This window comes from Mesorhizobium sp. M0626, from assembly GCF_040320665.1.
GTDB lineage: Bacteria > Pseudomonadota > Alphaproteobacteria > Rhizobiales > Rhizobiaceae > Mesorhizobium.
The window spans coordinates 105,128-129,672 of sequence record NZ_JAMYQD010000005.1 but is presented as its reverse complement, the minus strand read 5'-3'; the positions used below and the strand labels follow the sequence as shown (position 1 = coordinate 129,672).

General features: G+C 62.9%; 18 protein-coding genes and 2 pseudogenes. 10 read left to right on the top strand and 10 right to left on the bottom strand.

Annotated elements, in window-relative coordinates:
• Positions 1-97 precede the first annotated feature (97 nt).
• Positions 98-1,882 (top strand): single-stranded-DNA-specific exonuclease RecJ, encoded by a 1,785-nt coding sequence (gene recJ / locus NKI37_RS07780; RefSeq protein WP_352787233.1) that lies wholly within the window; start codon positions 98-100, stop codon positions 1,880-1,882.
• Between the two features lie 15 nt (positions 1,883-1,897).
• Here recJ and NKI37_RS07775 read toward each other — a convergent pair whose 3' ends face one another.
• From NKI37_RS07775 to folE, 3 genes are all read right to left on the bottom strand, one after another.
• Positions 1,898-2,869, bottom strand: a complete 972-nt coding sequence (locus tag NKI37_RS07775) for a patatin family protein (protein WP_352497871.1) — start codon at positions 2,867-2,869, stop codon at positions 1,898-1,900.
• 84 nt (positions 2,870-2,953) lie between these two features.
• Positions 2,954-3,412 carry a phosphoribosyl-AMP cyclohydrolase gene (gene hisI / locus NKI37_RS07770; protein ID WP_023688273.1) on the bottom strand — a complete coding sequence of 153 codons (459 nt, stop codon included), beginning with the start codon at positions 3,410-3,412 and terminating at the stop codon, positions 2,954-2,956.
• Between the two features lie 35 nt (positions 3,413-3,447).
• Complete coding sequence (gene folE, locus NKI37_RS07765) at positions 3,448-4,083, bottom strand: GTP cyclohydrolase I FolE (protein ID WP_023667622.1); 636 nt, start codon at positions 4,081-4,083, stop codon at positions 3,448-3,450.
• 241 nt (positions 4,084-4,324) lie between these two features.
• Between folE and NKI37_RS07760 the strand changes: the two genes are divergently transcribed.
• Entirely contained in the window at positions 4,325-4,771 is a 447-nt protein-coding gene (locus tag NKI37_RS07760; RefSeq protein WP_023701218.1) for an iron-sulfur cluster assembly scaffold protein, read from the top strand.
• 87 nt (positions 4,772-4,858) lie between these two features.
• On the opposite strand, the gene NKI37_RS07755 is transcribed toward NKI37_RS07760, so the two are convergent.
• Positions 4,859-5,776: a LysR substrate-binding domain-containing protein gene (locus NKI37_RS07755; RefSeq protein WP_352787230.1), complete on the bottom strand. Its 918-nt coding sequence runs from the start codon at positions 5,774-5,776 to the stop codon at positions 4,859-4,861.
• 376 nt (positions 5,777-6,152) lie between these two features.
• Between NKI37_RS07755 and yidD the strand changes: the two genes are divergently transcribed.
• The 5 genes and pseudogenes from yidD (at position 6,153) to NKI37_RS07730 (ending at position 12,612) form a co-directional block, all read left to right on the top strand.
• Positions 6,153-6,521, top strand: a complete 369-nt coding sequence (gene yidD, locus NKI37_RS07750; protein ID WP_352787228.1) for a membrane protein insertion efficiency factor YidD — start codon at positions 6,153-6,155, stop codon at positions 6,519-6,521.
• A gap of 158 nt (positions 6,522-6,679) precedes the next feature.
• The gene (blaOXA, locus tag NKI37_RS07745) at positions 6,680-7,495 is read left to right on the top strand and encodes a class D beta-lactamase (protein WP_352787227.1); all 816 of its coding nucleotides are present in this window, start codon (positions 6,680-6,682) and stop codon (positions 7,493-7,495) included.
• Between the two features lie 134 nt (positions 7,496-7,629).
• Complete coding sequence (locus NKI37_RS07740; RefSeq protein WP_023825667.1) at positions 7,630-9,393, top strand: adenylate/guanylate cyclase domain-containing protein; 1,764 nt, start codon at positions 7,630-7,632, stop codon at positions 9,391-9,393.
• Positions 9,394-9,615: 222 nt separating this feature from the next.
• Entirely contained in the window at positions 9,616-11,589 is a 1,974-nt protein-coding gene (gene thrS, locus NKI37_RS07735; RefSeq protein ID WP_023710653.1) for a threonine--tRNA ligase, read from the top strand.
• A gap of 85 nt (positions 11,590-11,674) precedes the next feature.
• Positions 11,675-12,612: pseudogene (locus NKI37_RS07730) on the top strand (lysophospholipid acyltransferase family protein).
• Between the two features lie 84 nt (positions 12,613-12,696).
• On the opposite strand, the gene NKI37_RS07725 reads toward NKI37_RS07730, so the two are convergent.
• Positions 12,697-13,587, bottom strand: a complete 891-nt coding sequence (locus NKI37_RS07725; protein ID WP_023741479.1) for an ankyrin repeat domain-containing protein — start codon at positions 13,585-13,587, stop codon at positions 12,697-12,699.
• A 156-nt stretch (positions 13,588-13,743) separates the two neighbouring features.
• A complete protein-coding gene (locus NKI37_RS07720) occupies positions 13,744-14,706 on the bottom strand; it encodes an RgsD C-terminal domain-containing protein (RefSeq protein ID WP_023695450.1) in 963 nt (320 codons plus the stop codon).
• A 165-nt stretch (positions 14,707-14,871) separates the two neighbouring features.
• On the opposite strand from NKI37_RS07720, the gene NKI37_RS07715 reads away from it, so the two are divergent.
• Positions 14,872-15,456, top strand: coding sequence for a nitroreductase family protein (locus NKI37_RS07715; protein WP_352514096.1), 585 nt, complete (start codon positions 14,872-14,874; stop codon positions 15,454-15,456).
• 108 nt (positions 15,457-15,564) lie between these two features.
• Positions 15,565-17,466 carry a CASTOR/POLLUX-related putative ion channel gene (locus tag NKI37_RS07710; RefSeq protein WP_352787225.1) on the top strand — a complete coding sequence of 634 codons (1,902 nt, stop codon included), beginning with the start codon at positions 15,565-15,567 and terminating at the stop codon, positions 17,464-17,466.
• Here NKI37_RS07710 and NKI37_RS07705 read toward each other — a convergent pair.
• Both NKI37_RS07705 and NKI37_RS07700 read right to left on the bottom strand, forming a co-directional pair.
• Entirely contained in the window at positions 17,463-18,338 is an 876-nt protein-coding gene (locus NKI37_RS07705) for an HpcH/HpaI aldolase/citrate lyase family protein (RefSeq protein WP_352497761.1), read from the bottom strand. The two genes, NKI37_RS07710 and NKI37_RS07705, sit on opposite strands and share 4 nt — an antisense overlap.
• Positions 18,338-18,850, bottom strand: a complete 513-nt coding sequence (locus tag NKI37_RS07700; protein ID WP_444848965.1) for a MaoC family dehydratase — start codon at positions 18,848-18,850, stop codon at positions 18,338-18,340. The genes NKI37_RS07705 and NKI37_RS07700 overlap by 1 nt, the downstream gene beginning before the upstream one ends.
• Before the next feature lie 91 nt (positions 18,851-18,941).
• Between NKI37_RS07700 and NKI37_RS07695 the strand changes: the two genes are divergently transcribed.
• Positions 18,942-20,063, top strand: a complete 1,122-nt coding sequence (locus tag NKI37_RS07695; RefSeq protein WP_023667607.1) for a DUF2336 domain-containing protein — start codon at positions 18,942-18,944, stop codon at positions 20,061-20,063.
• 4 nt (positions 20,064-20,067) lie between these two features.
• Here NKI37_RS07695 and NKI37_RS07690 read toward each other — a convergent pair.
• Positions 20,068-22,138, bottom strand: a pseudogene (locus NKI37_RS07690) (FUSC family protein).
• A 102-nt stretch (positions 22,139-22,240) separates the two neighbouring features.
• Positions 22,241-24,295 carry a DNA topoisomerase IV subunit B gene (gene parE / locus NKI37_RS07685; protein ID WP_023691142.1) on the bottom strand — a complete coding sequence of 685 codons (2,055 nt, stop codon included), beginning with the start codon at positions 24,293-24,295 and terminating at the stop codon, positions 22,241-22,243.
• Between the last annotated feature and the right edge of the window lie 250 nt (positions 24,296-24,545).

Genomic DNA, 24,545 nt, shown 5'->3' with positions numbered 1-24,545 from the left:
GATCAAGGCGCGTCACCAGGATGTGGAAAAGTTTTGAGACTTTCCTGTTTAGCCGTCGCATATTGCCGGAAATGACAATCTATAGATTACGCCTCCTATGACGGGCGACAAACGCTTCTTCCTCGATGTCAGGCAGTCGGCGACCGGTGTTTCCTGGGAACACCGGTTGAGCGAGCGGCAGGACATGACTGCGCTCGCCATAGCGCAGGGCCACGGCGTGCCCGACATTGTGGCGCGCGTGCTCGCCGGGCGGGGCGTCACCGCGGACCAGGCCGAGCGCTTCCTCGATCCGACGATCCGCAATCTGTTGCCGGATCCGGCTTCGCTGACCGACATGGGCAAGGCTGCGACCCGCATCGCCGAAGCGGTCGTGGCCAAGGAGAAGGTGGCAATCTTCGGCGACTACGATGTCGACGGCGCCGCCTCTTCGGCGTTGCTCAAGCGCTTCCTGACGCATTTCTCGGTGCCTTCGGAGATCTACATTCCCGACCGCATCTTCGAGGGCTACGGCCCCAATCCGGAGGCTATGCGCGAACTGGTCTCGCGCGGCGCGACGCTGATCGTCACCGTCGATTGCGGCACCAACAGCGCTGTCTCTATCGATGCCGCCAAGGCCGCAGGCGCCGATGTGGTGGTGCTCGACCACCATCAGGTCGGCGGCCCGCTGCCGGAGGCGACCGCGGTCGTCAATCCCAATCGCGAGGACGACCTTTCCGGGCAAGGCCATCTGTGCGCCGCCGGTGTCGTCTTCCTCACTCTGGTGCAGACGGCGAGGGTCCTGCGCAGCCGATTGCCCGATGCCGCGCAGCCGGACCTGTTGTCGTTGCTCGACTTGGCGGCGCTGGCCACGGTTTGCGATGTGGTGCCGCTCATCGGCGTGAACCGCGCTTTCGTCGTCAAGGGACTACAGATGGCGCGGCAGCAGAAGAATGAGGGGCTCGCCACACTGGCGCGGGTGTCCCGCATCGGTGAGCCGATAAGCACCTTTCATCTCGCCTATCTGATTGGGCCGCGCATCAATGCCGGCGGCCGCATCGGCGATGCAGCACTTGGCAGCCGGCTGCTCGCCACCGACGATCCGGTTGAGGCCAGGACCATTGCCGAGACACTCGACCGGCTCAACCAGGAACGCCAGCAGATGGAGCTGGAGATGCTGGCAGCGGCGCGCGCCGAGGCTGACGCCGAACTTGCCGGCGGCAACGGGCCGGCCATCATCGTTACCGCCAGCACCAATTGGCATCCCGGCATTGTCGGCTTGATCGCCTCGCGGCTGAAGGACCATGCGCGGCGGCCGGCCTTCGCCATCGCCTTCAACGCCAATGGCATCGGCACCGGCTCTGGCCGTTCGGTGTCGGGCTTCGATCTCGGACGGCTGGTGCGCGCAGCCGCCGATGCCGGGCTGATCGTCAAGGGCGGTGGCCACGGCATGGCCGCCGGCATCACGGTGGAACGCGCCAAGCTCGGCGAACTCCGTGCTTTCTTCGAGGAGCGCGCGGCGGCCGAAGTGTTCCGGCTGCAGGACGAAGAAAGTCTGGCCGTCGACGGCGCGCTCGCCGCCGAGGGCGCGACGATTGCTTTGCTCGATGCACTGGAAAAGGCCGGGCCTTTCGGCGCCGGCCATGTCGCGCCGGTGTTCGCGCTGCCGCGCCATCGGCTGGCCGACGCGCGGGCCGTCGGCACCAACCACATCCGGGCTGATCTGCAGTCGGAAAGCGGCGGCCGCATCCAGGGCATCGCCTTTCGATCCGTCGATACCGCGCTGGGCGAATTCCTGTTCAAGAACAGGGGCAACACGATCCATGTAGCCGGCTCGCTGTCGGGGAATTATTGGAACGGCAACCGTACGGTGCAGTTCCGCATCACCGATGCGGCCAAAGCCTGACATTGCCGAATTGGTTTAAGCCAGAACCGTCTGCAGCCGCTTCAATTCGCCGATCTGCGCCATCGTCGCCTGGTAACCGACGCTGATCGCCTCATCCGCGCGGTGGAATTCGGTCAAGCCGATATGGCTGAGTTTCGGTTGCAGCGACATGTCGGGCGGATCGCCCGCCAGCCTTGCGCGTGAAATCCGGTCCTGGATGATGTTGAAGGCTTCGACCATGACGCCGGTGATGCCGAGACGGCTCTGGTGCGGCTGGTGGTCGGGGCTGGCCTGGCCTGGCCGGGGCGCGTCCTTCTCGATGAGCAGTTCGCCGGCGCTGTGCTTGATGACGGCGGCGCGGCCGAACAGATCGTAGTGAAGGTTGACCGCGACGACCAGCGGCTGCTCGTAGGCGCGGCAGACCGAAACCGGAACCGGGTTGACCAGCGCGCCGTCGACCAGAATGCGGCCGTTGCAATTCACCGGTTCGAACACGCCGGGCAGCGCATAGGAAGCCCGCATCGCGGTGATCAGCGAACCGCTGGACAGCCAGATCTCATGGCCGGTGCGAATTTCGGCGCCAACGGCGACGAACGGTTTCGTCAGATCCTCGAAGCGGATGCCTGCCATGTGCTCGCGCAGCCTGACGTCCAGTTTCATACCGCCGAACAGGCCGCTGCCGCGCAGATTGAGATCGAGCAGGCCGAAGATGCGCCGCTTGGTCAGGCTGCGGGCGAACTCCTCGAGTTCGTCCAGCTTGCCGGCGAGATAGCAGCCGCCAACCAGCGCGCCGATCGAGGTGCCGGCGATCATCGAGACTTCGATGCCGGCTTCGTCGAGCGCGCGCAGCACGCCAATGTGCGCCCAGCCGCGTGCGCAGCCGCCGCCCAGCGCGAGCGAAATGCCTGTCTTGCCCGCGGGTTGCGGGTCAGGCACGCCGCCGGACGATGAGGGGCCATTGGCCTCCCGCACGTCCGGTCTGCTACGCAATGACGCCCACTCGAGCATCATGATCTCCCTTGTCCCGCGTCCGTTCTACAGGAAGGACGTTTGAGAATAGTGAATATGAGTGGTTTGCGACTGTTGAATGGTTCACGCGGGCTTCCGATACGTTTTTTCCGCATCGAACAGCGGCGTGCTGCCATCGCCGGCAAGCGTTGCCTTGCCGCCGATTAGCCCCACCGTCCGATAAAAACATGAACGCCGGCCGGTGTGACAAGTTGCGTCGTGGCCCAACACTTTGACGCGCAACCATATGGCGTCCTGGTCACAATCCGTGAGCATCTCGACGACGGTCTGAAAATTGCCTGATGTTTCGCCCTTCTTCCACAGCGTGCTGCGCGAGCGCGACCAGTAGTGCGCGATGCCGGTTTCGAGCGTCAGCGCCAGCGCCTCGGCATTCATATGCGCGACCATCAGCAGCATACCGTCAGCGGCGTCGGTGACGACGACGGTGACCAGCCCGGCAGCATCGAAACGCGGGGAAAACACCGCGCCTTCTTCGAGGGCCTTCTTGTCTGATGGAGCCTTGGGAAATGTTAGTGCCGACATCGCCGGTCCTTGATCTAGCGATGCCGGCGAGGGGCTTACGCCCCGAGGCCGCGCACCATGGTGACGAAACGGACCTGTTCCTCGGGCGTGTCCTTGAACACGCCGGTGAAGGTCGAGGTCAGCGTGGTGGAGCCCTGCTTGCGGATGCCGCGCATGGCCATGCACATATGCTCGGCCTCGATCATGACGGCGACACCGCGCGGATTGAGCACGTCCTGGATGACGCCGGCGATCTGTGCGGTCATGGCCTCCTGGGTCTGCAGGCGATGGGCGAAGATATCGACCACACGGGCAATCTTGGACAGGCCGACGACCTTGCCGTCCGGGAGGTAGCCGACATGCGCCTTGCCGATGATCGGCACCATGTGGTGCTCGCAATGCGAGTGGAACTGGATATCCCTGACGATGACGAGATCGTCATAGCCGGCGACTTCCTCGAAGGTGCGGCCGAGCTCTTCGGCCGGGCACATGTCATAGCCGTTGAACATTTCGAGAAAGGCCTTGGTGACGCGCTTGGGCGTGTCGATCAGGCCCTCGCGGTCCGGATTGTCGCCGGTCCAGCGCAACAGCGTGCGCACGGCGGCCTCGACCTCGGCTTCGCTCGGCCTGTCGGTGACCGGCTTGTCCAGATAGTCGGAAGGGGGCATTATTTTCTTGATGACGGCATCCATAAAGGCGTCTCCCGTAGTTCCTCTCTCAGGAGGAACGAGTTGAACGGACCACGACCTTTCGGGTGCTGAAAACTCGCCCTGTTTCCAGCCCGCAAGCGGCGTGAACGAAATGGGCAAGGACGATGGCTTTGCAGTGCCTTGTCGATACCCGACTGCCACCATTATATATGGTCGTACGCAGCGAATGAAAGACGCTACAACGGCAATCGCTGTTCGCTTGGCGGCGACGGATTGGAAAAATATGATTGACGACGTCTACAATGCGAAAATTCTGGGTTTTGCCGGAAACATCGCCCGCATCGGCCGGCTCGATCATCCGGATGCGAGCGCCAAGGCCCATTCCAAATTGTGCGGCTCGACGGTAACCGTCGACCTCAAGATGGACAATGGCGTCGTCACCGATTTCGCTCATGACGTGAAGGCCTGCGCCCTCGGCCAGGCCTCGTCCTCGATCATGGCTCAACATGTCATCGGCGCCAGCGCCGACGAATTGCGGGCGGTGCGCGACACCATGCTGAAGATGCTCAAGGAAAACGGCGCGCCGCCGCAAGGCCGCTTTGCCGATCTGAGATATCTGGAGCCGGTGCGCGACTACAAGGCGCGCCATGCCTCGACCATGCTGACCTTCGATGCGGTCGTCGATGCCATCGGTCAGATCGAGAAGAAACGCGCCGAACAAGCGGCGTGATGTTGGTACATGACGGCTCCTCCAACAGCCGGTGAATTGTCAAAATTGGGCGCTGAACACGTCGAGGAGCTTCTCACGTAAGCGGGCTCATGCCTTGGTTTGCTGCGCCCGTCTGCTTTCGGCAAATTCGCTTCTCACCCAGTCGGCGAAGGCCTTGGCCGGCTCCGTCAGGTCCTTCAAACTCCTGGCGACCAGCCAGTAGGCGCCCGATGCGACATCGATGTCGAACGGCTTGATCAGCGCGCCGGACGCAATCTCCTCGCCGATCTGCAACAGGTCGCCCAGCGCCACGCCGTGGCCGAGCAGGGCCGCCTGCTTCGACAGCGACACATCCGCCAGCATAGGGCCGCGCGCCGGAATGGCGTCGGCGGCGACGCCAGCCGCTTCGAACCAGCGCGCCCAGCCCTGACGATTTTCCTCGTGCAACAGCGTGTAGCGGGCAAGGTCGAGCGGCTTTTCGAGGGCAGGGCCCGATGCCAGCAAGGTGGGCGACAGGACCGGTGAATCGACGGTCGAGGCTAGCCATTCGGCCTCGCTGCGCGGCCATGAGGTGGCGCGCGCGCTGAAGCGCAAGGCGAGTTCGGGCTGGTCGCTACGGAACTCGATCGGCCTTGGGTCGACTTCGAGGGAAACGTCGATATCGGGCCGCAACTGGCTGAAGCGGTTGAGCCGCGGCAACAGCCATACAGAGGCCAGCGACGGCTCGACGCTGACGCGAACCACCGACTGCGCCGGGGCCGCCACCAGGTCCGAAACCAGCCTGTCGATGTCATCGAAACTCCTGACCAGCTGATCGAGCAGGCGCTGGCCGGCCTCGGTCAACTCGACGCGACGGTGATGACGGTGGAACAAGGGCTGGTGCAGGAACTGCTCGAGTTCGCGGATCTGCCGGCTGATGGCGGCCTGGGAGACGAACAGCTCCTCGGCGGCCCGGCTAAAGCTCAATTGCCGGCCGGCTGCCTCGAAACTTCGCAACGCCGTCAGGGGCAACCGTCCGCGCTTCATTTCGCATAACCCGAAGTTATCCGAACCGGAAATTATACTCGTTTGAAGGCGAAGGCCAGCGGGCGTCTAATCCGCCTCAAAGGAGATGCGGCCATGATCCAGTTACTGGAAATCTTTTGCGATGTGATGCGGATCGCGACGTTTCAGTGGCATGGCCACAGGCGGCATCATGTGCAGCGCACCGAGCAAAGGCCGGCCACCCGCTGGGCGGCTCCATCGGAGCGGCATCCCTTTCGCCGCTCGCGACCCTGAAGCCGACACAGAGGCGAGTGAGTGAAGAGGATTGCGTTTGCCGGCCGAAGCTCACATCTATCAGTTTGGAAACGCAAGCTGACCCGGAAGCCGGTTTCGGGGTCGCGTTCGGAAAGAGACTGCGGTGGGCGACCAGCATCGGCATGTGCATGCCGCCGGACGGATCCAGCGCGGGCGCAACTGGCCCGGTCCCTGGCGCAAAACACCCAGCCGCGTTTTCGGCACGTCGCTGGTGCGCCTCTATCAACTGACATTGTCCGGTTTTGTCGGCAATTCCTGCCGGCATCTGCCGACCTGTTCCGAATACGCGCATGAGGCGATCGCCCGCCATGGCCTGTGGGCCGGCAGCTGGATGGGGCTTTTTCGCGTGCTGCGCTGCGGGCCGTTCGGAACGCACGGCATCGACCGCGTGCCGGAGGTGCTCGCTCCGCGCTACGTCTGGTTCACGCCATGGCGTTATTGGCAGATCGGCAGGAAGCGCGGCGAGGCCTGACGGCGGACGCGCTGGGTCCCTGATCCAGATCGCCAGGGCGGCATTTCTTTACGATCCGGTAGGGTTAACAACGGCCTGCACAAAGACTGCGCATTTGAGTCAAAATCGAGCCAAGACACTTCGCTAAGCGCCTCCTGTTCATTCCCAGGAGAGCCCACATGCGTCGGATCGAAACCCATCCCTTCATCATTGCCGCGGTCCTCTTCCTGCTGGCCTGGTTTCTGGGATTTCCGATGCGGGCGCAATCGGCGCCGCTTGGCGATGTCGCCTGTACGCTTATCCAGGACGCGGCGAGCGGCGAGACGCTCTACCAGAATGGCGTCTGCGACCAACGCGTCAGCCCGGCATCGACCTTCAAGGTGCCGCTGGCACTGATCGGCTACGACAGCGGAATCCTGAGCGATGCGCATACGCCGACCTGGAACTACAAGCCTGAATTCAGGGCCGTGAGCCGCGACCACAAAGCCGTCGACCCGACGATCTGGGAGCGCGACTCGATCGTATGGTATTCGCGCGAGATCGTGCGCCGGCTCGGCGCAAAAAGCTTTGCCGGCTACGTCTCGAAATTCGGCTACGGCAACATGGATGTCTCGGGCGATGCCGACAAGGACAACGGGCTCACGCAATCCTGGATAAATTCCTCGCTTGAGATATCGCCGGTCGAACAGACAGCCTTCCTGCGCCAGCTGCTCGCCGGCAAGATGCCGGTTTCTGCCAAGGCGCATGAGATGACCCGAGCCATCCTGCCGACTTTCCAGGCCGGCGGCTGGACGGTGCGGGGCAAGACCGGCAGCACCAGGCTGGGAAACAGCAAGGACAAGCGCGCGCTGGGCTGGTTCGTCGGCTGGGCCGAAAAGGGCGGCCGGCGGATCGTCTTCGCCCGGCTGGTCGTCGATACCAAACCGATCGACACACCGAAGGGCCCGGCGACCCGCGGGGCGTTCCTGAGGGATTTGCCGCAACTGGTGAAGTGAGTTGCCGCGACAAATCCCGGCGGCTGTGCCAATGACCGCTGCGGAAATGTATCAGTCGACGTTCCGGCTCGTGGACTCTGTCGGCCGTCGCCCTTACAATCCCGGTCCTGTTGCTCTTGAAAGCAATGCACCACATGACCGAAGGACGCGTCCAACGCCGTCTTGCCGCAATTCTGGCCGCTGACGTGGTGGGGTATACGCGCCTGATGGGCAGCGACGAGGCCGGCACACTTGCCGATCTGAAGGAGATACGGGCCCACCTTATCGACCCAAATATGGCCGAGCACCAAGGTCGCATCTTCAAAACGACTGGCGACGGCATCCTCGCCGAGTTTCCAAGTGTCGTGAACGCCGTGGCTTGTGCCGTTGCTATGCAGCGTGCCATGTCGGGTCGCAGCGCAAAACTGTCCGAGGACCGAAGAATACAATTCCGCGTTGGGATCAACCTCGGTGACGTAATCGTCGAGGATGACGATCTGTTGGGTGACGGCGTGAACGTGGCGACAAGGCTCGAAGGCATCGCTCCTGTTGGAGGTGTTATGGTTTCGGGCACGGTGCGAGATCACCTCGGAAACCGGCTTGAACTTCAATTCGACGACATTGGTGAGCAGATACTTAAAAATATTGAACGCCCCGTGCGAGCTTATGCGGTGCGCCTCGACGGTCCCGAAGCGGCCCCCACTTCGCCGGCGTCGCTTGCTGATAAGCCATCCATCGCTTTGCTGCCGTTCGTCAATATGAGCGACGACCGTCAGCAGGACTACTTTGCGGATGGGATCACAGAGAACGTCATCACCGGATTGTCTCGGTTTCGCGATCTTTCCGTCATAGCCAGTAATTCGACGTTTGCTTACAAGGGCAAAGCCACGAAGATACAGGATGCCAGCCGAGAGCTGGGTGCCCGCTATATCTTGGAGGGCAGTGTACAGAGGTCAAAGGACCGGGTCCGGATTACCGCCCAGCTCATTGACGGCAAGACTGGGCGGCACCTTTGGGCAGAGCGCTACGACCGAGGCATCGAGGACATCTTTGCCGTGCAGGACGATGTCACTGAAAGAATAATCGGCAGTTTAGCCACAGCGTACGGAGGCCGACTGTTAAAGGCGTGGCAAGAGCGCCCGGAAGTCGCGGGGACGCGGAATTTTGAGGCGCTGGACTATTTCGTGCGGGGCATGGAGTCTCTCAACCGCTACACAAAACAAGACAACTTGCGTGCTCGGGAACTCTTTGAGAAGGCAGGCGAACTCGATCCGAAGTTCGGAAAGGCGTTTGCCAAGCTCGCTTGGACGCACATGATCGACGCAAGCGACGGTTGGAGCGCGAATCCCGAGGCTTCACTGGCATGTGGCCTGAAATACGCCAATTTGGCGATCGAACGGGACGACGCCGAGGCATGGGGGCACTATGCGCTCGCAGGGCACTGCCTATTTTGCGGACAATACGAACGCGCTATCGTTGAGTATCAACGCGCCCTTGAGCTTAATCCAAATGACGCCGACGTGCTGTTGGATTACGGTTCCTGCCTAAGCTATTGTGGGAGGGCACAGGAAGGCCTTGAGACGGCGCAAAAAGCCATGCGTCTCAACCCTCACTACCCCGAGTGGTACATCCTACAGATTGGCCAGATTTACTACGACGTTCGCAGATATCGTGAAGCGATCGCGGCGTTGGAAGGTCTACGAACCCTCGACACCGTATACCAACACTTATACCTGGCAGCGAGCTACGCGGCTTTAGGGAGCGAAGACGAAGCGCAGCAGGTCATCGAGCACATTTTGCAGCTGGAGCCGCGAGCCACAATCACGATGAGAACGACCTCGGACATGGCGCCATACAAGAACTCAGGTGACTTGGAACATCTTCGCGAGAACTTGCGCAAGGCAGGCCTGCGCGAGTGAGTGAAAGCTCGCGCAGGCCTTGAACGGCTGCAAAGTGGCGGTCCTTGGTCGTTCCGATCGGGGAGGCCAATGGCAACGTTCCAACTGGAATTCAAACTGACACACTACCAGCGCTCTTTACCTCACACCGTGCTGCCTCTAAAACCCGCCCGCTGCCGGATGCCTCCGGCTTCACACCACGACCACCCGCGCTCGTTTGCGGGACTGGATAGGAGATACCCGATGCTGAATTCCGTTTCCCTGACATTTCCCGATGGCTCCGTCCGCGACTATGACGCGGCGATGACCGGTGCGGGCCTCGCCGAATCGATCTCGAAGTCGCTGGCCAAGAAGGCTGTCGCCTATGCCATCGACGGCACCGTTCGCGATCTTTCCGACCCGCTTGGCAAGTCCGGCAAGGTCGAGATCATCACCCGCAGCGATCCGCGCGCGCTGGAGCTCATCCGTCATGATGCAGCACACGTGCTGGCGGAGGCCGTGCAGGAACTGTGGCCGGGAACGCAAGTGACCATCGGGCCGGTGATCGAGAACGGATTCTATTACGACTTCGCCCGCAACGAGCCGTTCACGCCTGACGATTTCCCGGTGATCGAAAAGAAGATGCGCGAGATCATTGCGCGTAACAAGCCGTTCACCAAGGAAGTCTGGTCGCGCGACAAGGCGAAAAAGGTCTTTGCCGAGAAGGGCGAGCGCTACAAGCTCGAGCTGATCGACGCCATTCCCGAAGACCAGGATCTCAAGATCTATTCCCAGGGTGACTGGTTCGACCTCTGCCGCGGCCCACACATGGCCTCCACCGGGCAGATCGGCAACGCCTTCAAGCTGATGAAGGTGGCCGGCGCCTATTGGCGTGGCGATTCGAACAACCCCATGCTGACCCGCATCTACGGCACGGCCTGGGCCGAGCAAGCTGAACTCGATGCCTACCAGACGATGCTGGAAGAGGCAGAGAAGCGCGACCACCGCAAACTCGGCCGCGAGATGGACCTGTTCCATTTCCAGGAAGAGGGGCCGGGCGTCGTCTTCTGGCACGCCAAGGGCTGGAAGATGTTCCAGAATCTGGTCAACTACATGCGCCGCCGCCTCGACGAGCAGGGCTACCAGGAGGTCAACGCACCGCAGGTTCTCGACAAGAGCCTGTGGGAGACGTCGGGCCACTGGGGCTGGTATCGCGATGCCATGTTCAAGGTGACGGTGGCCGGCGACGACACCGACGACGACCGCGTGTTCGCGCTGAAGCCGATGAATTGTCCGGGCCACGTGCAGATATTCAAGCATGGGTTGAAATCCTATCGCGATCTGCCCGTAAAGCTTGCGGAATTCGGCAATGTGCATCGTTACGAACCGTCCGGCGCCTTGCACGGGCTGATGCGCGTGCGCGGCTTCACGCAGGACGATGCGCACATCTTCTGCACCGAGGAGCAGCTGGCCGCGGAGTGCCTGCGCATCAACGATCTGATCCTGTCGACCTACGCCGATTTCGGCTTCGACGATGTCAGCGTGAAGCTGTCGACGCGGCCGGATAAGCGCGTCGGCACCGACGAGGCCTGGGATCATGCCGAGGCGATCATGGGCAACGTGCTGGATACAATCAGGACGCGCTCGGGAAACCGCATCAAGACCTCGATCAAACCGGGCGAGGGCGCTTTCTACGGGCCGAAATTCGAATATGTGCTGAAGGACGCCATCGGCCGCGAATGGCAGTGCGGCACCACGCAGGTCGACTTCAATCTGCCGGAACGCTTTGGCGCCTTCTACATCGGTTCGGATTCGGAAAAGAAGCAGCCGGTGATGGTGCATCGCGCCATCTGCGGTTCGATGGAACGCTTTCTCGGCATCCTGATCGAGCATTATTCCGGTCATTTCCCGCTGTGGTTCGCGCCGCTGCAGGTGGTTGTGGCGACGATCACCTCGGATGCTGACGACTATGCGCGAAAGGTCGTCGCACAGTTGAAGGCGGCAGGACTTTTGGCCGAACCGGATCTGCGCAACGAGAAGATCAACTACAAGGTGCGTGAGCATTCGCTGGCCAAGGTTCCTGTGATCCTCGTCTGCGGCAAGCGCGAGGCGGAAGAGGAGACGGTCAACATCCGCCGGCTCGGCTCGCGCGATCAGGAATCGCTCAAGCTGGCCGACGCGCTGAAGCTGCTTTCCGACGAGGCTGTTTCGCCCGACCGAAGGCGCAGCGCGGCCTGAGCAATCAATATTTCGGAGAAATGGCGGTGGAGCGATCCACCGCCATTTTCACATGCCTGTCACGCCAACCTTGTAACGAGCCCCCATGCTCAAGCTGAAGATACGGGAAAGGCCGTTTCCCGAACTCTCCTACGCCAATGCGAGCCAGCCGGCGCTGACGCGCTGGTTCATCCATTCCATTGAAGGTCTGTCGGGGCGCGACCGGTATGCCGCGCTCTATGATTTCTGGCGCCGCCAGGTGGCGCCGACGGGCGAGCGGGTGTTCAGCCGCATGCTGGAGCTGATCGACGTCAAGGTGCGCAGCACCGATCGGTGGCCGCCGGCGGGGCTGCCGGACACGCCGCTGGTGATCGTCGCCAACCACCCGTTCGGCATTGGCGACGGCATTGCAGTGCTGTCGCTGGTCGAGCAGCTCGGGCGTCCGTTCCGCGTCATGATCCACAAGGATCTGCTGAAGGTCCGCGAAATGGAACCGTACTCGCTGCCGATCGACTTTTCCGAGACCAAGGACGCGGTGAAGAACAACATGGCGGTGCGCCACGAGGCAGTGCGGCTGTTGAAAGAGGGCGTCACCATAGTGGTATTTCCGGCCGGCGGCGTCGCCACCGCGCCGAGAGGCTTTGGCCGGGCGCGCGACCTGCCGTGGAAGATGTTTCCGGCGCGCCTCGTGCAGGACGCCAAGGCGTCGGTGGTGCCGATGCATTTTTCCGGGCAGAACGGCCGGCTGTTCCATCTGGTCAGCGGCCCGATGAACATGGGGGAGCGCGAAGGAAGGCTGGCGAAATTCGTCGGCAAGGCGTCGCTGACGTTGCGCCTTTCAATGCTCATCCGCGAATTCGGCGGCTGTCCGGCAAAGCGATCGACGTTCGCGTCGGCAACGTACTGCGCTGGGATGAGCTGGAGCCGCTGCGCGACCGCAAGACCTTGCTTGATCGCCTTCATCGCGGCGTCTTCGATCTGGCGCCCGACGCACCGCGCAGCCGCGTCCACTTCCTGCCGCGCCGTATGCGCAAGGCAGCCTGAGAGACGCTAACTAGAGCGTGTACTCATAAACGACGTTCAGTCGGTCAAATTTTCGACAACCTCGGCCTTTTTGCTCAATAGCTCCTAGGGCAGTGGGAGCGGTTTGTCGCTGAGTGTACGCAAGTAGGCGATCAGGTTGACCCGTTCGGTCTCGTCCGGGACGCCAGGCACCTCCATGTAAACACCCGGCGTGGTGAGCATGGGCTCAAGCAGATATTTGTTCAGGTCCTCGTACGTCCATACACCCTCTAAGGCCAGCAAGGTGTCGGAGTAACGCATATTTGCCATAGATGCCTTGTCGCGGCCGACGACGCCCCATAAGTTCGGTCCCGTTTTGATCCCTCCCTGTGGCTCGGCATTGTGGCAACCGTGGCACACGTGTGTGAAGTAGGTTCGGCCTTTCTCGACATCGGCAGCAGCCAACTTCATCGAGATCGGAGCTGGCGTTGGCAACACGACGCCGTTCGACATGAGATAGTCAGCAACTTCGCGTTGCCCCTTGAATTTTGCCAGATGGAGCGGTGTCTTGCCGTCCTTTGTCTTCGCATTCACGTCCGCGCCGGCCTCAACCAGTGCTTTCACGCAATCGAGGCAACCGAGATTGACCGCGATGTGGATAGCGTTTTCGCGGCTGCGCTTCGAATTTGGATTTGCGCCCCCGTCCAGCAACAGATTGATCAAATCGGTCCTGCGTTTTGCCAAAGCCAGAATAAGGGCAGGACCCAAACGCGGGTCCGGGACGGCGTTGACGTCGGCACCGCGTTCAATGAGCAGTTTTGCCGCTGCAAAATGACCGCCTTTGACCGCAAGATAGAGTGGTGTCGTGCGCCCGTCGCTCTCATCGACGCCGGCACCAGCGTCGAGCGCTGCCGTGATCGCCGCGACATCGCCCTTCATGGCGGCGTCGTGAATGCCGGCGGCATGCGATACAATCGGTGCAAGCAGTAGTGGAATGAAAAGCAAGGACATGCGCATTTGGCATCTCCCAAGGCAAACTGCGGTACGGGTCATGCTTTCAAGGCCGCAAAAACATACCACGAATGCCGGATCGTGGCCACTCCAACCGGTGCCTAGAAACGAATCGCAAGGTCGATCCGTCCGGCTGTGGCTTCGGGCTTATGAGTCCACAACCTAGTCGGCGCCTTCCTCGGGATCGATGGCCGACGCCTCGGTGGCCAGCACCTCGATCTCCTGGTTCTGCCCAGCGACCACGGTGAAATCCTTCTGGTAGATGCGGTCGCGGTTCTTGGCGATGATGGTGTATTGGCCTTCGGCCAGCACCATCGAGGCGAAGGCGCCGACGGCCTCCTTGATCGGATCGCCGGATTCGTTGAGCAGCGACCAGGATGTATCGGCGATGGCCTCGCCGCCGGTCTCGCGCACCAGCTTCATGGTCTCCTCCGCCGCGCGATGCTCGACGGTGGCTTCGGTCAGCTTGCCGGCTTCGACACGGATGTCGGAGCGAATAACGGCATTGACCGCGCCATAGGTGGAGACGACATGATAAACGCCGGCGTTGAGCCGCACGACGCTGTTCGGCTCGACATCGGGAATGATCAAAGCGCGGTCCCCATTGGCCTCGGCGGTGCCCTCATAAATGGAGAAGCGCAGTTTTTTCGGCGGAATACGCACGCCGCCCGACAGCACCGCGTCGAGCTTGAGGCCGCCGGCATCGAGCACCAGGCTTTCGCGCCTGGCGTCCTTGCCGACGGTGATGCGCTTGGTGGCGCCGGCGCGTCCGTATGAGGCGTGGACCAGATAGCTGCCGGGTTCGAGCTGGAACACGGCGCTGCCGCCATGCGCGGAAGCCACCATCGGCAGCTTGCCGTCGCCGGCGGCCTCGGGCTTGAAGACGCGCCAGACGATGCCGCGCGTGATGTCGGCGCCCTTGTCGGTCAACTGCGCCGACAGCGTTATGGCACCGCCGCCACCGAGTGCCAGCGGCGTCTCGCCCTTGGGCGGTGCATAGCTCGAAATATCGGGGAGTTTCAGATTGCCGATGCCGTCGGCATTCTGCGCCATGGCCATCGAGGCCGGCGCAAACAGCGCTACGGCGAGCCAAATCAGGAAAAGGCGCGATGTCCCCTCAAACATGCCTTGCGTTGAAGCCCAAGGCGGTGGCAATTTCAAGGCTTAAGAGTCCGACCGCCTTGGCAACAGGTTCTTTCGTCCGGCGCGCCCGCGTCAATGCCCGAGCCGCCCCGATCCGCAATGGCGCGCTTCAGCTCAAAATCGAGTGCTTTAGGAGACCTGGCCCCCATGGCGTCGCCGATCATCGACTTCCTGCTGACCCGAAACTCCGCACCGATTCCTGAATTGAAGGAACCGGCGCCCAGCGATGGCGATATCGCGACCATGATCGCGGCTGCAAGCCGGGTGCCCGATCACGGCCGGCTGGAGCCGTGGCGCTTCATCCTTTATCGCGGCGAGGCGCGCTTCGAGATCGGCAGGAAGCTGGCGGCGCTCGCCGAACAGCGCGAAGGACCGCTGCCGGAAAACCGCCGCAATCAGGAACTGGCGCGGTTTTCCCGCGCGCCGCTGGTGATCGGCGTGGTGTCGGTTCCGAAGGACAATCCAAAAATCCCGCAATGGGAAATGTTCCTGTCCGGCGGCATGGCGGCGATGAACCTGATGATCGCAGCCAATGCGCTGGGCTACGGCACCAACATGATCAGCAACTGGTATTCCGACGTGGCGGAGGGCCGGGCGCTGCTGGGACTGGCGCCACAGGAACGTGTTGTTGGGTTTATCCATATTGGCTCCTATCAGGGACCGGCGCCGGAACGGCCGCGGCCAGATCCGGCAAAGCTCTATGCCGATTATGCGGGGCCGTGGAACGACTGACACCCGAAAGCGATTCCCCTTTATTTAAACACAGGCTAAGACAGCGGCTTCGGCGATGCGTTGGGGTCGGCGCATCGACCATGGGGAATATTGGGGGTTGCCGGCGACATGAAGAAACGAGACTCGCTGGGAACCCGGCTGCGCTATGGGTTTGACAAGAGCATGGCCGCCGGCCCGGTCGCGCTGATCGGCTGGCTCGCAGTTGCTTCGCTGCTGATCATCATTGCCGCCGCGGCTTTCCTTGCGGTGACCCGCATTGCGCCGGAGGGCGGCGAGCCGTTGAACTTCTTCGAAGCGTTCTGGGAATCGCTGATGCGCACGCTCGATTCCGGCACGATGGGCGGCGACACCGGCTGGGCCTTCCGTCTCGTCATGCTGTTCGTCACGCTTGCCGGCATCTTCGTCGTGTCGGCCCTCATCGGCGTGCTCAGCGCCGGCGTCGACAGCAAGCTCGATGAATTGCGCAAGGGTCGTTCGCGGGTGCTGGAGAGCGACCACACCATCATCCTCAACTGGTCGCCATCGATCTTCGACGTCATCTCCGAACTCGTCATTGCCAATGCCAGCCGCCGCCATCCGCGCATTGTCGTCATGGCCAATATGGACAAGGTCGCAATGGAGGACGAGATCGCCGCCAAGGTCGGCAGACTGGGCAATACACGCATCATCTGCCGCAGCGGCGACCCGACCGACCTCTACGATCTGGCCATCGTCAACCCGCAGACCTCGCGCTCGATCATCGTGCTGTCGCCGGACGGCGACGATCCGGATTCGCAGGTCATCAAGACGGTGCTGGCGCTGGCCAACGACCCGAACCGGCGCACGGCGCCCTATAACATCGCCGCCGAGATCCGCGACGGAAAGAACGCCGAGGTCGCCCGCGTCGTCGGCGGGGCGGAGGTGCAGCTTGTCCTGGCCGACCAGCTGATCTCGCGGATCGTCGTGCATTCGAGCCGGCAGTCGGGTCTCAGCGGCGTTTATTCGGAGCTGCTCGATTTCGACGGCTGCGAGATCTACACCACCGAGCAGCCTGATCTCACCGGCAAGACCTTCGGCGAGGCGGCGATGGCGTATGAGCATTGCGCGCTGATCGGGCTCTGCGACGAAAAGGGGCGCGTCAACCTCAACCCGCCACCGGAGCTGGTGATCGGCAAGGACATGCGCGCCATCATCATTGCCGAGGACGATGCGGCCATCAAGCTGGGAAGCGCGGCGGCCAAGATCGATACCGCGGCGATTCTTCGCCATCAGCCCATTGAGGCGAAGCCGGAGAGCACGCTGATCCTTGGCTGGAACCGGCGCGGTCCGATCATCACCTATGAACTGTCGCGCTACGTCGCGCCGGGTTCGATCCTGACCATCGCCGCCGATACGCCAGGCCTCGAGCAGGAAGTTGCCGGCCTGCCGGTCGTCGGCGACAATCTGTCGGTTTCCTGCCGCATCACCGACACGTCGAGCAGCACAGCACTGGCAAGTCTGGACGTGCCTTCTTACGACCACGTGCTCGTCCTCGGCTACAGCGAGACCATGGCAGCGCAGCCCGCCGATACGCGCACGCTGGTGACGCTGCTGCATCTGCGCAAAATCGCAGAGGATGCCGGCACGCACATCTCGATCGTCAGCGAGATGATCGACGTGCGCAACCGCGAGCTGGCGGCGGTGACCAAGGCCGATGACTTCGTCGTCAGCAACCGGCTGGTCAGCCTGATGCTGGCGCAGGCATCGGAGAACCAGCATCTCGCCGCGATCTTCGATGATCTGCTCGACGAGGAGGGCTCCGAAATCTACATGCGTCCGGTCGGCGACTATGTCGCCATCGACCATCCGGTGACGTTCTGGACGATCGCGGAATCGGCGCGTCTGCGCGGCGAGATCGCCATCGGGCATAGGCGCGTTCGCGCTGCGCAGAATGATGAGCGGGCTCTGGGCGGCGTCACCGTCAACCCGTTGAAGTCGCAAGCGCTGGCCTACCTGCCGGAGGACCGGGTCATCGTGCTGGCGCGGGACTAAACCCCGGCTGCCTTGGCGCGAGCCAGAAGCCGTTCGGCGAGCCTGAGATGCGGCCGGTCATACATCTTGCCGTCAATGCCGACCACGCCGGGATTTCCGGCCGCCTCGAAGGCCGCGACGATGGCCTGCGAGCGTTGCACTGCCTCCGCCGATGGCGTGAAGGCGGCGTTGATGACCGGCACTTGCGCCGGATGGATTGCCATCTTGCCGGTAAAGCCGTCACGCTCGGCCTCCGTGCATTCGGCTTCGAAGGCGGCCATGTCGCGAAAGGCAGGGAAGACCGTGTCGATCGCCGCGACTTCGGCTGCGCCGGCGGCGAGGATGGTCATGGTGCGGGCAAGGCGGAAGACATCGGTGTATCGACCGTTGTCGTCGCGCGCAGCCCGCGCACCGATCGCCGCGGACAGATCTTCGGCACCCCAGGTGAGGCCGGCAAGCCGGGCGCTTGCCCCGGCATAGGTCGCGGCGGCCAGCAACCCAGCAGCGGTCTCGGTAATGATCGGCAGGATCTTGATCGCGCCATCCGGCAATCCGTTTTCGGCCTCATGTACGCGGAGCTTTACGGATAGCTGCTGGACATCCTGGCCGCTGTTCGACTTCGGCAGCATGATACCGTCGGGTTTGACCGGAACCAGGGCGGCCAGATCATCGTCGGTCAACCCGGTCGATAGGTCGTTGACTCTGATATAGATGGCGGAGCTTGTCTGCTGCCTGTTGCCGGCAATAAAGCGTGCTGCGATGTCGCGTGCCGACGGCTTGTTTTGTGGCGCCACGGAATCCTCAAGGTCGACGATGACCACGTCGGCGCCGGCGCCAAAACCCTTCTCAAGTTTCTTTTTGGAATCCCCGGGCACAAACAGCAGCGAGCGCATCAGGCCGCCTTTTTCATCATCATCGCCTGGCGCGTGCATTTGGCAACGAGGACATCGTTCTGATTGTAGGCGTGATGCTCGAACTCGACGATGCCGCGGTCCGGCTTCGATTTCGAGTCCCTGACTGAGAGCACCGTCGTTTCGACACGGATGGTGTCGCCGTGGAAGACCGGGTGCGGAAACACCGTCTCCTTCATGCCGAGATTGGCAATTGTGGTGCCGACGGTGATGTCATTGACGGAAATGCCGATCATCAGGCCGAGCGTGAACAGCGAATTGACCAGCGGTCTGCCCCATTCGCTCTTGGCGGCGAAGTCGAAGTCGATGTGCAGCGGCTGCGGGTTCAGCGTCATCACCGAGAACAGCATGTTATCGCTTTCGGTGACGGTCTTGCGCAGCGTGTGCCGAAAGACATGTCCGACGACGAACTCTTCGAGATAAAGCCCGGGCATCGTTTTTCTCCTCCGCTGCCTGACGGTTGATAGGCGCTGCCCATGCCACCCGCAAGCCAGTTAATAAACATGGTGAACCGTTCGTAAACCATTTCTGCCTAGGGTCATTCCTGGGGCCGGAAGCTTTCCGGCAAGGGGCGTAGCAGGCAGTATGGTTGTCTCGCATTTTCTCAAATGGATCTACACCGCGAGAGTTTCGGAGCGCGCCGCGGCGGCGAGCGCGCTGGCCCGCGCCTACGTCAATTCCGACCTGCCTTTCGAAGACCGTTGCGCGGCCGAAGCGGCGCTGACGCTGCTGCTCGACGACGCCTCGTCGAAGGTGCGGCTGGCTATGGCCGAAGCGCTGTCGATGAGCCATCACGCGCCGCTGCAGATCATCAGCGCGCTTGCCTCCGATCAGCCGGAAGTGGCAGCCCTGGTGCTGGCGCGCTCCCCGCTGCTGACGGACGCCGACCTGATCGACCGCGTCGCGGCCGGGCACAAGGCGACGCAAAAACTGATCGCCGACCGGCCGGTCGTTTCGATGGCGGTTGCCGCGGCAATCGCCGAGATCGGCGAACCGGAAGCGTGTGCGGCGCTGCTCGCCAATGACGGCGCCGATATCGCGTCGCTCAGCTTCCGCCGCATGGCCGAGCGGCATGGCCATATCGCTCATTTGCGCGAGGCAATGGTCACGGATGTGCGGCTGCCGGCCGACTGCCGGCACATGCTACTGGTCAAGCTCGGCGAAACGCTGAAGGCTTCGCCGCTGGTGATGGCGCTGATGGGGGCGGCCAGAGCCGAGCGCGTCACGCGCGATGCTTGCGTCAAGGCTTCGGTGCGGCTGGTCGAAGGCACGCGCGCGGAGGAACATGCGGCACTTATCGAACATCTGCGCCTGCGCGGCGACCTGACCGCAAGTTTCATCATCCGTGCCATTGCCCACGGCAAGGTCGACTTTTTCGGCTCGGCCCTGGTTGCGCTCAGCCAGCAGTCGGAGCAGCGGGTGCGGGCCTTGCTCGCCGGCGGCCAGGACGTTGCGTTGCAGGCGCTGTTCCGCAGCGCCGGCCTTGCCGCTTCCACCCATGGCATCATGCTGCGCGCGCTCAAGATCTGGCGCGAAGTCGCCAACGGCAAGCGCCTCGCCGGCGTGCAGGAAGTCAGCTGGCTGATGCTGAAGGAACTCGGAGGTCAATCCACTGAGGGCGATCTCGCCGGCCTGGTCAAGTCGATCCATCTCGACGCGCTGCGGGAAAACGCGCGCGGGCATGCGCTGGCGATAGCCGCGGCCTGACGCCCTAGCCACGATCCCTGGTGAAGAAATCCGGGAAATCCTCGAATCGCGGCGGCGATGATGCGCAGCGAGGCTGCGATCTGCAGCATATCCGCACCGCCGCTGCGCTCTGAAAGGCTGGCTGCATATTGCCGGGCCACAGTGACAGTTGCTGTCTGTGGATCGCCGGTTGCGCGAAAGAGCAGTTCACGCGCGAGGCCGCGCAGGAAATTGGCGATCGAGAGCGCGGTGTCGGTAGGAGTGGACGGCCTCTGCTGCGCGGCGCGCAGGCGCAGGATTTCGAGGCCGACGGTAACGGCGGCGACCCCGCCGCCCAGGATCGCATCGCCTTTCCTGCCGGCATTCTGCAAGAGCGGCATCAGCTGGTTGATGCGGTCATAGGCCAGGCTCTCGAAGGCCGAACGCCGCGGTACCCGCTCGTGCAGACACAGCCGCGCCAGATCCTCGCGCATGGCGCGCACGATGCGGTTGGCCGCGCGCCATGGATCGACCGGCAGCACCACGATGAAGACGCCGATGGCCAGCAGGATGCCGACCAGCACCGACGCCGAGCCGGCGAAGAACGGGCCTGGGGCATAGGTCATCGCCTGATGCGGGCTGAGGAAGGCGAGGAAATTGATTGCAAACGCCGTCGCCACGCCGACGGTGCGCGGATTGGCCATGCCCAGCGCCGTCGGTACCAGGATCGGCACGACAAACAGCGTGAACCAGCCGAAGCCGGGCAGGGCAGGCAGCGCGACCTGGCCGACAAGGAAGGCAAAGGGCAAAGCCAGCAGCGTTCCCTTGAAGAAGCCCCAGGACACCCGCACCGGGTCAGGCCGCGCGGCGAAAAGACTGGAGACGACGGCAACGAGGATGACGGTGCCGGCCGCGTCGGACCATTTCGTCGTCAGCCAGAAGGCGGCGACCGCCAACGTGGCAAGGCCGGCGCGTATGGCATTGCGCGAAGCCCCGGGATAATCGCGGTGCACCACCAGCGCAGGCGGCTGCCTGTTGCTCCGGCTGGGGCCCGTCACCGGTGCGCGCAGGGCGTCGAGGCCGCGCAGCACCTGCTTGAAGGCTTCGGCGAAATCGGCGGCGATGGTAAGGCGGGTTATGGTGCCGACCCTGTCGTCGCCCTGATCGGTCGAGGCGTCGGGCATTTGCCGGGCCTTGCCGGCAATCGCGTCGAGCCGCGTCACCCAGGGCGACGTGTCGTCCAGCGCCTCGGGCGTCGCTGCCAGCTCGCTGACCAACGACTGCAGTTCGGAGCGTACCGGAATGAGCGCTGCGTTTTTCGGCGCGGCATGCGAATGCAGCGCGCGCGCCGCCGACAGCGCCGAGAGAAGCTGACCGATGGTTAGGCGGACCGGATGGGCGCGGGTGGCGAAGCTCGGTGCTTCGAGCCGGGCATAGGCGCGCATCTCGGCAAGCATCTGGGCGTCGGTGATCAGCTTGCGGTGCAGGCCGGCCAGCGTCGCCGGGTCGCCACCGGAAAAAGCGCCGCCTGCATAGGTTGCAAGGTCGAGGATGCTGCGCTTCAGCCTGGAGATGATGGCGTCAGCGGCCAGCTTGGGCAGGATCAGCCGGCTGGTCAGGCCGGCGCAGACGATGCCGAGCACGATCTCGGCGCAGCGCGCGACAGCGAGATCGACGACCACGTGCGGCTGGCCGAAAGCCGGCAGCCCAATGATCATCGCGGTATAGCCGGCAAGTGCGGCGCCATAGGCTTCCGGATTGCGCAGCAGCGACGAAACGAGCGTGCACAGCCCAATCCAGACGGATAGCGCCGTGACCAGCAGCCAGGGATTGGTGCCGAAAACCGAGGTGATGCCGATCGCCGCAAGTCCACCGGCCAGCGTGCCGAGCAGCCGGTAAAAACCTTTCGCCAGCACCATGCCGGCGACCGGCTGGGCGACGATGAAGACCGTCATCATCGCCCATTGCGGGTGGTGGAGTTTCAACGCGTAAGCAGCGAGAAGCGCGATCAGACCGGCCGAAACCGTGCGCAGGGCGAAAATCCAATCCGAGCGCGTCGGCTGCGTCAGGCCCGCCAAACTGGTTTCGAAGTAGCTCTTCAGCCGCGCCCGGATCACAAGCTGGTCTCCGTATCGGAAGTGCAGGCTAGAGCAGTTCCAGGAAAAGTTTGAAACGGTTTTCCGCCCGGAACTGCGTCAAAACGAAGAGTCGGCCGGCGCTCAGATATCCAGCACTTCCGTCGCGGCGAATTCGGCGCGTTCCTGGATGAAGCGGAAGCGGGCTTCCGGCTTGGTGCCCATCAGCGCGTCGACAGCATCCTTGGTCGCCGCCACGGCGTCGATGACATCGACCCGGAGCAGCGTGCGCTTCCTCGGGTCCATGGTGGTTTCCTTGAGCTGCGCGGCCATCATTTCGCCCAAGCCCTTGAAACGGCCGATCTCGACTTTGGCGCGGCCGGTGAATTCGGTGCGCAACAGCTCGTCCTTGTGCGCATCGTCCCTGGCATAGGCAACCTTGCCGCCTTGCCGGATCGAATAGAGCGGCGGCACCGCCAGATAGAGATGGCCGCCATTCACCAGGTTCGGCATTTCCTGGTAGAAGAAGGTGATCAGCAGCGAGGCTATGTGAGCGCCGTCGACGTCGGCGTCGGTCATGATGATCACGCGGTCGTAGCGCAAATCCTCGTCGCGGTATTTCGAGCGCGTGCCGCAACCGAGCGCCTGAATCAGGTCCGAAATCTGCTGGTTGGCGGCTAGCTTGTCGTTGCCGGCGCTGGCGACGTTGAGGATTTTTCCGCGCAGCGGCAGCACCGCCTGGCTGGCGCGGTCGCGCGCCTGCTTGGCCGAGCCGCCGGCCGAGTCGCCTTCGACGATGAACAGTTCGGCGCCCGCGGCGGCATTCTGCGTGCAGTCGGCGAGCTTGCCGGGAAGGCGCAGCTTGCGCACCGCGCTCTTGCGCGACACTTCCTTTTCCTGGCGCCGGCGCACCCGCTCGTCGGCGCGCGCAATCACCCATTCCAGCAGCTTGGAGGCTTCCTGCGGATTGTCGGCCAGCCAGTGGTCGAAGGGATCGCGGATGGCGGTCTCGACAATGCGAATGGCTTCGATCGTTGCCAGCCTGTCCTTGGTCTGGCCGACGAATTCCGGCTCGCGAATAAACACCGACAGCATGCCTGCCGCCGAGATCATCACGTCTTCGGAGGTGACGATCGAGGCGCGCTTGTTGCCGACCAGGTCGGCATAGGCCCGAAGCCCGCGCGTCAGCACATTGCGAAAGCCGGCCTCATGCGTGCCGCCTTCGCCGGTCGGGATTGTGTTGCAGTAGGAGTTGACGAAGCCGTCACCGCCGAACCAGGTCACCGCCCATTCCAGCGAACCGTGGCCGCCCTGCTTCTCGCTCTTGCCGGCGAAGATTTCGCGGGTCACCTGGAAATCATCGCCGAGCGATGCCTTGAGATAGTCCTTCAAGCCGCCGGGGAAATGGAACTCCGCCTTGGCCGGCGTCTGGTCCTTTTCCTTGATCAGCGATGGGTCGCAGCTCCAGCGGATCTCGACGCCGCCGAACAGATAGGCTTTCGAGCGGGTCATGCGATAGAGCCGCGCCGGCTCGAAGGCGGCGCCCTTGCCGAAAATCTGCTCGTCGGGATGGAAGCGGATTTTGGTGCCGCGCCGGTTGTGCACTTCGCCGAGCTGCTCCAGCCCGCTCACCGGAACGCCGCGCGAGAACCTTTGGCGGTAAAGCTGGCGACCGCGCGCGACCTCGACTTCGAGATGGTCCGACAGCGCATTGACGACCGAGACGCCGACACCGTGCAGACCGCCGGAGGTCTCATAGACCTTGCTATCGAACTTGCCGCCCGAATGCAGCGTCGTCATGATGACTTCGAGCGCCGGTTTCTTGAATTTCGGATGCGGATCGACCGGAATGCCGCGGCCATTGTCGGTGACGGTCAGAAATCCGTCGGCCGACAGCTCGACATCGATGAAGGTGGCATGGCCGGCGACCGCCTCGTCCATCGAATTATCGATGACCTCGGCAAACAGATGGTGCATCGCCTTGTCGTCGGTGCCGCCAATATACATGCCGGGACGGCGCCGCACCGGCTCCAGCCCCTCCAGCACCTCGATGTCGGCGGCGCTATAGCCCTCGCTGCCGTCCTTGGTCGCGGCAGGACGCTTCGTGGCCTGCACCAGCGGGTCGGCCGGGCGCGAAGGTGTCCGAGCCGGTTGGGGCTGCTTTTCCAGATTGCCGAAAAGATCGTTGTTGTCGTCCATGCCTACCATAGAATCCGTGCCGCGAATCACCCGTCGATACTGCCACGCTTTTCGGCGCCAAGCGACGGAAGTTCCTGTTACGTTCGGGGATTAAACCCTTCTTATCCTAAAACCTTTCGATAACCAAGCCGGCGGAAATAGGTCCGTGCGGAGCGGGCGCGATTCCTGAATCTTTAACAAAGCGGCCTAGCGTCGCCTCAACAAAACAAAAGACCACGAATGTCAGGGGTTGGTTGTGAGGGGCAAGGCC